Origin of the sequence: Paenarthrobacter sp. TYUT067, from assembly GCF_023656375.1 — a bacterium.
Taxonomy (GTDB): Bacteria; Actinomycetota; Actinomycetes; order Actinomycetales; family Micrococcaceae; genus Arthrobacter.
In genome coordinates this window covers 37,499-50,144 of record NZ_JAMOIT010000011.1, presented here as the reverse complement: position 1 = coordinate 50,144, position 12,646 = coordinate 37,499, and the positions used below count along the sequence as shown (strand labels likewise).

Annotated in this window: 14 protein-coding genes; 8 read left to right on the top strand and 6 right to left on the bottom strand. The window is 64.2% G+C overall.

Annotated elements, in window-relative coordinates:
- Position 1 precedes the first annotated feature (1 nt).
- Positions 2 to 1,126 (top strand): AAA family ATPase, encoded by a 1,125-nt coding sequence (locus MOD31_RS11550; RefSeq protein ID WP_250820665.1) that lies wholly within the window; start codon positions 2 to 4, stop codon positions 1,124 to 1,126.
- On the top strand, positions 1,123 to 1,869 hold the full coding sequence (locus MOD31_RS11545; RefSeq protein ID WP_142937054.1) for an NUDIX hydrolase: 747 nt from the start codon (positions 1,123 to 1,125) through the stop codon (positions 1,867 to 1,869). The genes MOD31_RS11550 and MOD31_RS11545 overlap by 4 nt, the downstream gene beginning before the upstream one ends.
- 26 nt (positions 1,870 to 1,895) lie before the next feature.
- On the opposite strand, the gene MOD31_RS11540 is transcribed toward MOD31_RS11545, so the two are convergent.
- Complete coding sequence (locus tag MOD31_RS11540; protein WP_250820664.1) at positions 1,896 to 3,200, bottom strand: BNR-4 repeat-containing protein; 1,305 nt, start codon at positions 3,198 to 3,200, stop codon at positions 1,896 to 1,898.
- Positions 3,201 to 3,258: 58 nt separating this feature from the next.
- On the opposite strand from MOD31_RS11540, the gene MOD31_RS11535 reads away from it, so the two are divergent.
- From MOD31_RS11535 to MOD31_RS11525, 3 genes are all read left to right on the top strand, one after another.
- The gene (locus MOD31_RS11535) at positions 3,259 to 4,038 is read left to right on the top strand and encodes an SDR family oxidoreductase (RefSeq protein WP_142937052.1); all 780 of its coding nucleotides are present in this window, start codon (positions 3,259 to 3,261) and stop codon (positions 4,036 to 4,038) included.
- 201 nt (positions 4,039 to 4,239) lie between these two features.
- On the top strand, positions 4,240 to 5,988 hold the full coding sequence (locus MOD31_RS11530; RefSeq protein WP_250820663.1) for a sigma-70 family RNA polymerase sigma factor: 1,749 nt from the start codon (positions 4,240 to 4,242) through the stop codon (positions 5,986 to 5,988).
- Positions 5,989 to 6,056: 68 nt separating this feature from the next.
- The gene (locus tag MOD31_RS11525; RefSeq protein ID WP_250820662.1) at positions 6,057 to 6,488 is read left to right on the top strand and encodes a hypothetical protein; all 432 of its coding nucleotides are present in this window, start codon (positions 6,057 to 6,059) and stop codon (positions 6,486 to 6,488) included.
- On the opposite strand, the gene MOD31_RS11520 is transcribed toward MOD31_RS11525, so the two are convergent.
- Entirely contained in the window at positions 6,485 to 7,612 is a 1,128-nt protein-coding gene (locus tag MOD31_RS11520) for an FUSC family protein (protein WP_250820724.1), read from the bottom strand. The two genes, MOD31_RS11525 and MOD31_RS11520, sit on opposite strands and share 4 nt — an antisense overlap.
- A gap of 74 nt (positions 7,613 to 7,686) precedes the next feature.
- On the opposite strand from MOD31_RS11520, the gene MOD31_RS11515 reads away from it, so the two are divergent.
- Both MOD31_RS11515 and MOD31_RS11510 read left to right on the top strand, forming a co-directional pair.
- Positions 7,687 to 8,172, top strand: coding sequence for an SRPBCC family protein (locus MOD31_RS11515; protein ID WP_142937049.1), 486 nt, complete (start codon positions 7,687 to 7,689; stop codon positions 8,170 to 8,172).
- Positions 8,169 to 8,687: a GNAT family N-acetyltransferase gene (locus MOD31_RS11510; RefSeq protein WP_166841090.1), complete on the top strand. Its 519-nt coding sequence runs from the start codon at positions 8,169 to 8,171 to the stop codon at positions 8,685 to 8,687. Before MOD31_RS11515 ends, MOD31_RS11510 begins: the two co-directional genes overlap by 4 nt.
- Here MOD31_RS11510 and MOD31_RS11505 read toward each other — a convergent pair.
- Genes MOD31_RS11505 through MOD31_RS11495 form a run of 3 tightly spaced genes read right to left on the bottom strand, consistent with a single transcriptional unit; the run spans position 8,684 to position 10,688 of the window.
- Positions 8,684 to 9,085, bottom strand: coding sequence for a VOC family protein (locus MOD31_RS11505; protein WP_142937125.1), 402 nt, complete (start codon positions 9,083 to 9,085; stop codon positions 8,684 to 8,686). The two genes, MOD31_RS11510 and MOD31_RS11505, sit on opposite strands and share 4 nt — an antisense overlap.
- An 18-nt stretch (positions 9,086 to 9,103) precedes the next feature.
- Complete coding sequence (locus MOD31_RS11500) at positions 9,104 to 9,727, bottom strand: FMN-binding negative transcriptional regulator (protein WP_250820661.1); 624 nt, start codon at positions 9,725 to 9,727, stop codon at positions 9,104 to 9,106.
- Between the two features lie 28 nt (positions 9,728 to 9,755).
- Complete coding sequence (locus MOD31_RS11495; RefSeq protein ID WP_250820660.1) at positions 9,756 to 10,688, bottom strand: DMT family transporter; 933 nt, start codon at positions 10,686 to 10,688, stop codon at positions 9,756 to 9,758.
- Here MOD31_RS11495 and MOD31_RS11490 point away from each other — a divergent pair.
- Entirely contained in the window at positions 10,687 to 12,102 is a 1,416-nt protein-coding gene (locus MOD31_RS11490) for a PLP-dependent aminotransferase family protein (RefSeq protein ID WP_250820659.1), read from the top strand. The genes MOD31_RS11495 and MOD31_RS11490 overlap by 2 nt on opposite strands.
- A 76-nt stretch (positions 12,103 to 12,178) precedes the next feature.
- Here the strand turns inward: MOD31_RS11490 and MOD31_RS11485 are convergent, their stop codons facing one another.
- Positions 12,179 to 12,637: a VOC family protein gene (locus MOD31_RS11485; protein WP_166841095.1), complete on the bottom strand. Its 459-nt coding sequence runs from the start codon at positions 12,635 to 12,637 to the stop codon at positions 12,179 to 12,181.
- Positions 12,638 to 12,646: the final 9 nt, after the last annotated feature.

Sequence of the window (12,646 nt, the reverse complement as noted above, 5' to 3'; positions counted from 1 at the left end):
GATGTACAAGCAAGCAATGGTCATCGGCAAGTTCTACCCGCCGCACGCGGGCCACGCACATTTGATAGCCACCGCCGCGGCCCAGTCCCGGAAGGTTGCCGTCCTGGTACTTGGCAGTCGTTTTGAGTCCATCACCAGTGATGAACGGGTCAGGTGGCTGGCGGCCGAATTCAACGACGTCGACGGAGTGGAAATCTTCGGAATGCGCAATGACTGCCCCGAGGACTACCACTCGGACGAAATTTGGACTGCCCAGAACGAGCTGATGCGGCTGGCCCTGAAGAGCCATGGTGTGACATCAATCGACGCGGTCTTCAGCTCCGAAGAATACGGTTCACGCCTTGCTGCGGCTTTTGGAGCAGAGCACGTGCTGGTGGACCCGTCCCGGCGGGCCTATCCGATCAGCGGCACCATGTGCAGGGAGGACCTCGGCACCTCATGGCCGTACATCATCGCTTCCGCCCGCCAGGAACTGGCAACGCGGATCATCGTGGTGGGCGCCGAATCCACTGGCACCACCACTTTGGCCAACGCGCTGACCGAACATTACCGGCCGAGGTTCCCCCGGATTGCCGACGTCCCCGAGTATGGCCGTCAGTTCACCTACGAGAAGTTCCACAGCCTCCGCTCGGAGACGCCCGACGCCGGTATAGAGGACATGGTGTGGACCGCCGAAGACTTCAGTTTGATTGGCGCACGGCAGAACGCGATGGAAAACGCTGCAGCGGATGCCTGCCCCTTGGTGATAGCAGACACCGATGCCCTGGCCACCACGCTGTGGGAGCGGTACTACCTCGGCGAAGGAAGCTTTGGCTCCTTCCACGCGGCAGATGTTCTGCCCCGCCGGGATCTGTACTTGATCACCGATCACGAGGGCGTGGACTTTGAAGACGACGGGTGGCGTGAAGGCGAGCACCGGCGGGCAGAAATGACCGAGTGGTTCAAGGAAACCCTGACCGACGAGGGGCATTCCTGGATTCTGGTCACAGGTGACCATGATCGGCGTGTGAAGACTGCCGTCGAGACGATTGACCTCATCCTTGCGCAACGGAGCGGATTCACTTCACCGCCGTGGGCAAGCCGAACCGTTGTGGCCCCATCCGTTCTGGAAAGGGCATCGGCATGACGGCGAATTCACAGTCCGCGAAGGAATTCCTCCAAAGCTATAACCCCGGGGATTACCCTTCCGTGGCCCTCACCGCAGATCTGGTGGTCTTCGCGGTGTCCGCGGGCGCTTTGAACGTGGCGCTGGTTCGCAGGGGCGGGCATCCGTTTAAGGATGCGCTGGCGCTGCCCGGTGGTTTCGTCGGACCTAAGGAGTCTGCCGAACAAGCGGCACAACGGGAGCTCGTAGAAGAGACGGGGCTGGACCTTGGGAAGTTGCCGGTACACATCGAGCAGTTGGCCACGTACACCAGCCCGGATAGGGACCCGCGGATGCGAGTTGTTTCCGTTGCCCACCTGGCCCTGCTCGCGACGGACGGGAGTGTCCTGCCGGGGATTGCCGCAGGGTCCGACGCCGCAGCTGCTGCGTGGCACCCTGTCCACGACGTCCTGCGCAGCAACGATCTGGCCTTCGATCACCTCGAAATTCTGCAGGACGGTCTGCGGCGGCTGGCCGGCAAGATGGAATACACCACGGTCGCAGCCCGCCTGCTGCCGCATGAGTTCACCTTGACGCAGCTTCGCACCGTCTACGACGCAGTGTGGGACACCACCCTTCCGGCGGGAAACTTCACCCGAAAGATGATGCCCCACTTGACTGCCACAGGCCGGAAGGCGAGGGCGGCTACCGGTGGTGCCCCGGCAGCGCTGTTCACCGCCACTGACCGGCACATCCATCCGCCCATGGCGAACCCAACGAACTAGGCCAACCCAACAACCCATGTAGCGCGTTAGAGAAGCAGCAATACCTCCGTGGAGTAGCTCTGCGACGAGCTCATTGATCCCCGGAACCAGCACACTGCGTGGACCGAGGGATCGCCGGGAATGACCATGGGCCGGAGGTTGTCCACATCCGATCCCTCGGTGATGGCTTCCCATGTCCAGCTGGCGCCGGAATCGGAAGTCCGGCCCCGGTAGATCTCGTAGTGCGCAGTGGTTGCACCGGTTCGCGGGTCCACGGGTGCGGAGATGTAGACGCGATCCAGGTTGTTCGGGTCCACAGCACCCAGCCCGGTGTAGTCCTGCTCGTGCGGTAGCAAGCCGGGACCGGCGACGGCGAGGGGATGCAGCTTCCAGCGCAACCCATCAAAGCGGGCGTACAGCAGGCGGTGATCGTCGACGTCGAGCATTTGCTCCCGCTGCAGCGGACCGTTCACGTCGTTGGCCCGGCACGTGAGGATCGCCGCGAGTTCCGTGCCCCGCCGGCGAAGGTCAGTAGTCCAGCCATGGGTGAGGGCATCGCCGTCGAGCGTTAGCCCGGCTTCGAAAACGGTGGTGAGGGCCGTCTGGTTGATCCCGACTGAGCCGATGACGGGCTTGCTGACCACCTTGCCCTCGGCGTCGTGGAGCGCATCGCCCTGGATGTAGCCGTGGTAGATGCTGTTGTTGTAGTCGCGTGGGTGGTGGTCCGTGGTGATGAGGTCGATCCGGTCCGTGCCGTTGCCGGCATAGCGGGTGTAGCCGTTGACGTAACCGACTTTGGGTCGGGTGAAGAGTTTGCCGCCGTAGCTCCAGGTGCTGCCGTGGTCCTCGGAAATCATCAGCGTGGGGTCGTCGTTGATGGCGCGGACAAAATTGTAGACCCGGCCTTCGGTGCTTAGAGCGTGCAGGTTGGAGTAGGTGGCGCCGCGACCGTCGGCGAGTTCCGTCCAATCGAACTGCTGCTCCGGTTCCCACTGGGAAGCGTCGTGCGGCTTGGTGGAGACGCGCCAGCGGGAGTAGTTGTCCGTTTTGTGCTTGGCATACATCGCCACATAGTGGCCGTCGGGCCGGATGAGGAGGGCGGGAGCGTTGTGGTCATCGGACTCCAACCTTTCATGGAGTACGTGGACGCGGCTCTGACCGGTAGCAAGGTTCACCTCCGCAACTTCAATGTTGCCGCCACGTTCCGCACCACCCTGTCCTTCAGGTGCAGCGACCGAGCCCACCAGCAAGGTGTTGTTTGCGGGGTCGATCAGTGCGCGCTCGTCCTGGAACCAACACCACGCCCCGTTGTTGTTGAGGACAAGTGGCTCTTGGGGGAAAGAGTTGACCATGGGAATCCTTTGCCGCTTTGCATCGTTTCAATTCCGGTGTGGGTACTAGTCTAGGCGCATGACCACTCGAGCCAACGAACTTACAGCCTTGGTAACCGGGGCCACCGCCGGTCTCGGTGCAGAATTCGCCCGCCAACTTGCCGAAGCCGGACACCACCTGATCCTGGTAGCCCGGGATGAACAGCGCCTCAAAGAAACAGCCGAGGAACTTGAACGCGACTTCAGTATCTCGGCGGAGGTCCTTTCCGCGGACTTGACCACCGACGTCGGCGTCTCAGCCGTCGCAGACCGTTTGCGGGACGCTTCACGGCCTGTGGATGTCCTTGTTAACAATGCCGGAATCGGGCTGTTGAAGTCGTTCGAACGGAATGAGCTGGACGAGGAACGCCGGCACCTGCGGCTCCACGTCCAGACACCCATGGAGCTGAGCCACGCGGCATTGGAAGTCATGCTGGCCCGGGGGAAGGGACGGATCATTAACGTCGCCAGTGTGGCAGCGTTCGCCAATAGGGGCAGCTACTCGGCGGCCAAAGCCTGGCAAGTGACCTTCAGCCGGTGGGCCAACATCGCCTACGCGAAATCCGGCGTGCAGGTCACGGCCGTTTGCCCCGGTTTCACCCACACCGAATTCCACGATCGCATGGGCATGGACAAATCCGTTGCACCCCGATTCCTATGGCTGACAGCCGATCGCGTAGTGCGCGAAGGGCTGGAGGACAACGCCAAAGGCAAGGCAGTCTCCATTCCGACGCGTCGGTACAAGGTGGTCAGCTTCTTCGCCCGTGTCCTCCCGGCGAAGCTCACGTCCGGCCCGCCTCGCCGGCCGTTGGAACCCTAGCTCGCCGGCCGTTGGAACCATAAGCCCCAAAAATTGTCCTGCCGCTGCTTTCCTGACGGGGTGGCTGGCTTTAGGCTGATGCTGGAGTGCGGCACCGGGCGCGGCTGCTGCGCTGGGGCTACAGCAGCGTGGTCCCGCAAACGGGGCCCGCGAGTCGTCCCGCTTTCCCGCGAACCATGCCGTGTCCGAAGCAGGTAACGCATGGACGAGGCAGCTCCCACGGACGGCTCCAGGCAGGGAGGACACGACGGCGGAACGGTCGCCGTCGAGGACAGCGACGCACACCTGGTGCTGCTTGTCCGAGCAGGAACCACGGCCGCGTTCGAGACGCTCTATGCGCGGCATCAGTCCATGGCTCGAACCGTGGCAGCCGCCCAGCTGGACAATTTTGCTGATGTTGACGATGTTGTGGCGGACGCGTTTGCCTCGGTCTATCAGTCCCTGGCTGCCGGGAAGGGGCCCGATTCCTTTTTCCGCGCCTATCTGCTGACCGCGGTTCGGCGTGTGGCCCACCGCGTCAACCGGGACGCGACCCGTACCAGCCCGACATCCGAATCGTACATTTTGGATACCGTGGATGCCCATGATGATCCCGCCGTAGCGACGTTCGAATCGGCGGCGGTGGCTCAGGCGTTCCGGTCCCTACCGGAACGCTGGCAGGAAGTCCTTTGGTACGTGGACATTGAAGGGTTGAAGCCTGCAGCCGCTTCGCCGCTCCTGGGCCTGACGCCCAATGGAGTGTCCGCACTCGCACTCCGGGCGCGGGAGGGCCTGCGCCAGGCGTACCTCCAAAACCACATCAGTACATCGGCAGGGGAAGACTGCGAGGAATACTCAACGCAATTGGGTGCGTACTCGCGCGAAGGACTGAGCAGGCGCAAGCAAGCCCGGGTGCAGGAACATCTGGAAGGCTGCCCCAAATGCACCGCCCTGCTCCTTGACCTCAGTGACGTTCAGTCCGCCATGCGCGCATGGATCTTCCCGCTGGTAGCAGGGGTAGCCTTCAGCTCGGCCTTCCCTGCGCTCGCAGGCGGAGGCGGGGGAGCCGGTGGCACTGGGGCGGCACCAGGCGGCACCGTCATCCGCGGGGTGGAACCCCGGGGAATTTCCCTGCCCTGGAAAGTGGGCGCTGGCGTCTTGGCGGTGGCAGCAGTGGCAGCGAGTGCCGCCATGGCGCTGGGAGTTGCGGGCGCCACCACCTCCGAGCCGCCGATTGCGGGTGCATCGCCATCCCCGGATGAGCCCACGAATCCGCTGATCCCACCGGTTGCTGAGGACATTTCGGAGGAGTATCCGTTATTTCCGGACTTCAGCGATTCGTCCCAAGGCAGCCCCGAGAAGCCGGCCTTCTACCCCTTCCCGCCCAGCACCACACCAGACCCCGGCCCCTTACCCAGTCCGTGGCCATCGCCGGGTGAAACTCTGCCGCCAGCGCTTCAGCCATTGCCTACCATTGCACCTACGGCCCCAGCCACCTTGCCACCGCTGCAGCCCACGCCGGCACCTTCCGTAAGTCCTTCGCCGAACCCGACAACAAGCCCAACGCCCATCCCCACGCCGAGCCCCGGCCCCAGCGAAACGCCGGCTCCATTGCCTGCAGTGACGGCCACGTTCACCGCTGAGCCGGGCACAACGGCGTCGGACACCAACGTCACTGTCACTTTCCGCCTCAAGGACCAAACGGCGGTGCCCGCGTCCGCCGAGGTGGTCTTTACGATTTCCGCCGGCACGGACATGATCCCGGGCAAGCTCGTTGAACCGGCGGGCTGGACCTGTTTAAAGGAGGCTGCTGCCACAACGCAATTCCGTTGCACCAGCACCGCCGTGGACCCGGACAATTTGACGTTCCTGCTCGGAATTTCCAAGCAGGACGAGGCGGAGGTGGCTACGCTCGACTACTCATTCAGCGGCACAGGCATAGGGACGGTGACCTTTTCCAACACCTTCTGACGTGACCAGGGCCCTTAGCGCCCATCGGGTTACTATGGCACTTCATTCGAGCCTGAGGGGGCAGTGCTATGAAGAACGGATCCTTGACATTCGCGATGGCAATGGTTGCAGGGGGACTGCTGCTGAGCGGCTGCTCAGGTACCAGCTACTCCGGTTTGGAGGCGTTGCAACGGGAGGCGACGGAGGCAGACACGGCCCCGGAAGGGCTGACCATGGGCGAAGTTGAGCTGGAAAAGATCCTTCTGGTGGCGGAGGCTAACGGAAAAAAGTACTACTTGGGGGAAGGCAAGCAACACCGGCCGACGTGCCTGATCGTAGGATCCGCCGACGCGTATTTCTCGCATAGTGGCTGTAGCGATTCCATCCAGGGAGAGTTGTTGAGGATTGGTGGCCCCGACCAGAAATCCGCTGTTTTGGTGTCCGATGGCTACGACACCAAGCAGTTGGAATCGAGCGGCCTGACGAAAATCCACCCGAACATCCTGGTAGTTACGAACTAGCCCGTTTTCTCAGGAACCCGGCCCCGCGGCGCCCGCACCAGCACAGCAACCGCGATGCCAACCACGGCTCCCACGAACGTTTCGATGGCACGCTCCATCACCAGCACGCCCGGATCCATGGGGGAGGCCAGCTGGGCGATCAGCAGGATCACCGGGGTAAAGAACACCATGGCCCACCCGTAATGCCGTGCCATGAACAACTCCGTGGGGAACTGGCACAGCACCACCAGCACAGCCAGTACCACCGCGGTTTGACCGGGGAAGTACTGAAGCGGCGATAGCGGACTGGGAAAAAGTACGGCGGCGACAATCGCCAACCCGAGGAACGTCCCCACGATGCGGTGGATACCTCGGTGGACGCGGCTTGGGAGGTCGGCACCGGCGAGGGGCACGGCCGCGGCGGCCATGGCCCAATGCGGGTGGCCGCTGCCGCTCAGGACTCCGATGACCCCGGCGGCACCCACAGCGAGCGAGTAGCGCGCGGCGTGAACCAAGGCCGACTGGCGAAGCGGGCCGCGCAACACCGGAACCCCGCGCGCCGCACCGGCCACCCACGTGCGTCGCCGAAGCCAGCCCGAAAAGCCCACCAGCATCGAAAAGGCGGCGGACGCGGCTCCGATGAGTACCGCCGTCGTGAACGGAACATTGGTGGGCACGGATGCACAGGCGCCCAGTGCGAGGATGCCGAAGAACGGGCCGATCGGTTTGAGGCGCACGGCGTCGGCGTAGAGCGACCCGACGCCGGCAAACAGGGTGGCCACCAGTACCAGCCACCAGGAGTGGATGTGGTTGACGGAAAGGAACACACCGATGGCCAGCCCGCCCACCAGGAACAGGGCCGCCTGGGCTTGGTGCTTGAGCCGCAGCTGATGAGTTTCGTTGCGCCCGTACATTCCGGTCAGCGCACCGAAAACGGCGTACATCATGAGGTCCGGGCGGCCTATGAGAATGAGGAACAGCCCGGGTACTGCCACACTCAGGGCCACCCGCACAGCCGAGAGGCGATCGTTGTTGGCAGGGCCCAACCGGTGGAGTTCGCGGGCGTGGACCATCAATCCGGTCACAGAGGAACACCACCAATCGGCTAGGGCTTGTCTTTGCAAATTAGCAGTGTCGCCGCCCAGGCCGCCATAAGCCCGGTCACAACCCGTAGTGGGCTTGGGCGCGCGTACGGGGAAAGGTCTGGGAAGATCGAGGTATGCCCGTCGCTTTCGTCTGCCGTACCCGCTCCACCATGTCACCGCAGGAGCTGTTCGATCTTTCCCGCAACATCGATGCCCACGTGGGGTCAATGACCCAGAGCCGCGAGAAAGCAATCGGCGGCGTCACCACCGGGCTGATCTCCGAAGGTGAGACTGTCACCTGGCAGGCGTGGCACTTGGGAGTCCGGTTCCGCATGACCAGCCGCATCACGCGGATGGAGGCGCCGTCGTCGTTCTCTGATGAGCAGGTGAAGGGCCCATTCAAGTACCTCCGCCACACCCACGAGTTTCGGCCCGAAGGCAGCGGGACCCTCATGGTGGATACGGTGGAATTCGCGGCGCCGTTCGGCCCGCTGGGCAGGCTGGTGGAGAAACTGATCCTGGCCCGGTACCTGCAGAACCTGATTGAGAAGCGCAACGAGTTTCTTATTGCCCAGTATCAGCCAGCCCAAACCCCTAAAGCCCAGGACCCGCGGCAATGATCAGGCTCGCGCATGCGGACGACCTGCTGATTCTGCAGGAGATCGAGCGTGCCGCGGGCCAGGCTTTCCGGGCTTTGGGAATGGACTCCATCGCGGATGACGAACCCCTATCCATCCATGAGCTGAACAGTTATGCCACAGCCGGGCGCGCATGGGTTTCTGTGGACGGGCTCGACTACCCGGTGGCGTATTTGTTGGCGGACATCGTGGACGGCGAAGGCCACGTGGAGCAAGTCAGTGTTCATCCGGATCATGCGCACCAGGGCATTGGCCGGGAACTGCTGCATGCCGCGCGCGTGTGGACGCGGGGCCACGGAATGCACAGGCAAACCCTCAGCACGTTCCGGGATGTGCCGTGGAACGCCCCGTATTATCGCCGCCTTGGTTTTGAAGTGCTCGACGCCGGCAGCTGGGGTCCGCAGCTGGCCCACCTGATGGAGCACGAGGTTGAGTTGGGCCTGACCCGTTGGCCGCGCGTTGCCATGTGGCGCGCCGCGGTCCCGCCAGGTAGTTAGCCCGCCACCAGCTCCACCTCGTAGCTGTCCGTGTTGAGCAGGTACGCGGCGTAGTGGTCCGGGCCGCCGGCGTGCGGATACTTGGACTCGAACATCTCGTACCAGCCTGCGTCCGCGCCGAGCGTCCGGATCCTGTCCACGTTCTCCCGGGTGCCTGCATGGAAGGCCACGTGATTCACCCCGGGATCAGTGCGGCGGTGGGTTGTACCGGTAATGGCATCGGTCTGCTCCACCACCACGTACATGCCGTCGAGCTTCCAACTGCACCCGGTGGGCCACTCCTGGAAGGGCTCATAGCCGAGCTCGCCCAGCAGCCAACCCCACTCTTCCCTGGCCCGCTCCAGGATGGGCACCCAGATTTCCAGGTGGTGGATGGAACCAACAGGGGCGGCGGCGATCTCAGGCATGCGCCGAGTCTACGAGGTCCGGGCCCGTTCCACATCGGCGGCGCTCGCAGCGTCACCACGTTCACGGAGCCCGGCAATCACACCGTCGATGTCCGCGGCAGGACGGTTCTGGCTCAGCTTGGCCTTGGCCTCCACCCGGGAAATCAAGAGTTCGACGCCGACAATCGCCCTCAGTTGGCCGGCGATGAACCGCTGGGGCGCGTCCTCCACGCTCCACGGGTCCCGCATCCCGGCCTCGTGGTGATTGGAGAGCCGGCGGACGTGCCTGCCCAGCCACTCGGCATCGTCGTGGATAACAAGCTGACCGTAAACGTGGGCCGTGGAGTAATTCCACGTGGGCACCACCCGGCCGTGCTCCGCTTTGGAGGCGTACCAGGACGGCGAAATGTAGGCGTCGGCACCTTGGACGATCATCAGTGACTCGCCGATCGCTGGTGATGACCACTGCGTGTTATTGCGGGCGATATGTGCGTGCAAGGCACCGTGCTCACCCACCGTGGGCTCGTAAACAAACGGCAAGAGCGTGGCCAGCAGCCCATCCTCTGACATGGTGACCAGATTGGCTGCGCTGGCTCCGGACAGGAGCGAGTCAACAGCCTCCGGGGATGCGGCAAAGTGTGCTGGGGTGTACATGGAGTACGTCCTTTCAGAACCGGAATAATCAGGAGTTCGACGGCGGGCTGAGGCGCACGCGGACAGCGGCACCTGCGCAGATGATCACCGCCAGGCCACCCACCACGGTGGTCCAGGTGATGGACTCGCCCAGCAGCATCCCGGCCCACGCAATGGTCATCACGGGTTGGACCAGTTGGATTTGGCTGACTTGGGCCATGGGGCCGATTGCGAGGCCCCGGTACCAGGCAAAGAAGCCCAGGAACATGCTCACCACCCCCAAATAGACAAAGGAGAGCCACTGGGCGCCGGATGCGGAGGGCAGTCCGGAGCTGAGCGAAACCGCAGTCAGGATGATCATCACTGGCGAGGCGACCACCAGCGCCCAGGAGATGGTCTGCCACGATCCGAGTTCGCGGGCCAGCATGCCACCTTCTGCGTAGCCAACAGCAGCGGCAAGCACGGCAGCCAGCAGGAGCAGGTCCGCCCAGTGGAGCGAGCCGAACCCTCCGGACTGGACCAGTGCAAAGACCAAGGCCGCCACCACTCCGGTGAACGTCAGGACCCAGAACAGGGGACGCGGGCGTTCCCGTCCGCGAATCACGGCCGCTGTGGCCGTGGCAGCCGGGAGCAGGGCGATCACCACCGCTCCATGGCTGGCTGAGGTGCTGGTGAGGGCAAAAGTTGTCAGCAGCGGGAAGCCGGCAACCACACCTCCGGCCACCACGGCCAAACGCAACCATTGGGAAGCGCCAGGCAACCGCTGCCTGGTGATGCCCAGGGCCAATGCCGCCAGCAGTGCGGCGACCACGGCCCGGCCGGCTCCAATGAACAGGGGAGACATGCCCTCAACAGCCACGCGGGTGAAAGGAACTGTGAAGGAAAAGGCCAGGACGCCCAGCAGGCCCCACCAGATTCCGGTGGACGTGCGGGCGGATATCACTGCCCGCGAATGCATAGTAGCGCTACTATTGTGACTCATGAACAACGATAGCAGTTCCCGGATCGCCCTGCGATTGAAGGAGTGGATCGCTGATGCGGCGCCCGGGGCAAAGCTGCCATCAACCCGGCACCTGGTGGCCGAGTACCAAGCGAGCCCGGTGACTGTCCAAAAAGCCCTGCGGACCCTCACGGCGCAAGGCCTGATTGAAAGCCGCCCCGGCGTTGGAACATTCGTCCGCGCATTCCGGACAGCGAGGCCGTCGGACTACGGCTGGCAGACGGCTGCCCTGCGATCAGCCCAGACCGCACGTCCGCTGAACTCCGCCGCGATGCGGAGCGCTTCCAACAACGTCATCGCGTTCCACTCGGGGTATCCGGACCGCGAACTGCTTCCGGAACGTCTGGTCCGTGCAGCACTGACCCGCGCAGCCCGCGGCGAGGCAGCCCTGTCCCGGCCGCCGGCGCAGGGTATCCCCGAACTGCAGACCTGGTTCGCGCAGGAACTCAGTACCTCAACGCCGGTGGGCGTCACGCCACCCCAGCCCAGCGACGTCGTGGTTCTTCCCGGCAGTCAAAGCGGCCTCAGCTCGATTTTCCGCGGGCTGGTGGGCCACGGACAGCCACTGCTGGTGGAATCGCCCAGCTATTGGGGTGCGCTGCTGGCTGCCGGCCAGGCGGGCGTGAAGGTGATCCCTGTTCCCAGCGGCCCGGAGGGGCCGGATCCCGAAGAGCTGGACAGGGCCTTCGAGGAGTCCGGCGCCAGGCTGTTCTATGCACAGCCCAATTTCGCCAATCCCACGGGCGCCCAGTGGACGGCGCGTCGCGGCGAGGAAGTGCTGAAGATCGTCCGCCGTCACGGAGCCTTCCTGGTGGAGGACGACTGGGCCCACGACTTCGGCATCACGGCACCCTCCGTCCCGGTAGCTGCCAAGGACGACTCCGGGCACGTGGTGTACATCCGCTCGCTGACTAAAAGCGTGTCACCGTCCATTCGGATCGCAGCGGCGATCGCGCGCGGCCCGGCTCGTGAACGGATCATGGGCGCGCAGGCGGCCGAGTCCATGTACGTGAGCGGCCTGCTGCAGGCGGCAGCGCTCGACGTCGTCACGCAACCAGGGTGGCAGACTCACCTTCGCGGCCTCAGCCACCAGCTCCAGTCCCGCCGCGACCTCCTGGTCACCAGCCTGCGGGAGCATGTGCCGCAAGCCCATCTCAGCCATCTGCCCAAGGGCGGCTTGAACCTGTGGCTCAGGATGCCGGACGGGTTCGACGTCGAACGTCTCACCAAGGATTGCGAAGCGGCCGGGGTGCTCATTGCCGCAGGGACGGAGTGGTTCCCCGCGGAACCCGAGGGGCCGTATATCCGGCTCAACTATGCCGGTCCCAACCCGGGAGCGTTCCCCGAAGGTATGCGGATCATGGGCGAGGCGGTGCGGGGGTTGCTGGGATCCTGACGCTTTCCCGTTGCCGGCCCGCTATTCCGTCGCGGGGCAGCGACGCAGGCGCGGGGGAGCGACGGGGTTGCGCCGGTCAGCCTGCAGGTGTTTCGGCCACCGTACGGCCGTAGCCTGCGCGACCGGTCTGATCGAACCCATGCCGTTCGCGGGTCATGAGATGGATCTCGTGGCCTTCCGGATCCTTAAGGACCACAAGCCAGGCCACCGAAGCATCAATGACGGGGGAGTGCGGAACACCTTCCCTGTCCAAGTGCTCCAGCCAGGCCTCCAGGTCTTCCCGGTGCGAAATATCGATAGCGAGTTCCAGGCCCTCCTGGGATTGGGCCGCGGGATTGGCCCGGAAGGAAAGGCCGGTGGGGTTGGCGCCGGGCAAGCGGCCGGCGGCACCGGCGATTGTTCCGTCCGGACCGGGGAACTCCATGACCGCCTCCCAGCCGAACACGCGGGAGTACCAACTGCACGTCCCCGCAAGGTCCCTGACCGGCAGCTTGGTTCCCAGCAGGCCGTTCAGCGGTGGGATGGATTCTTCCATAACAACACG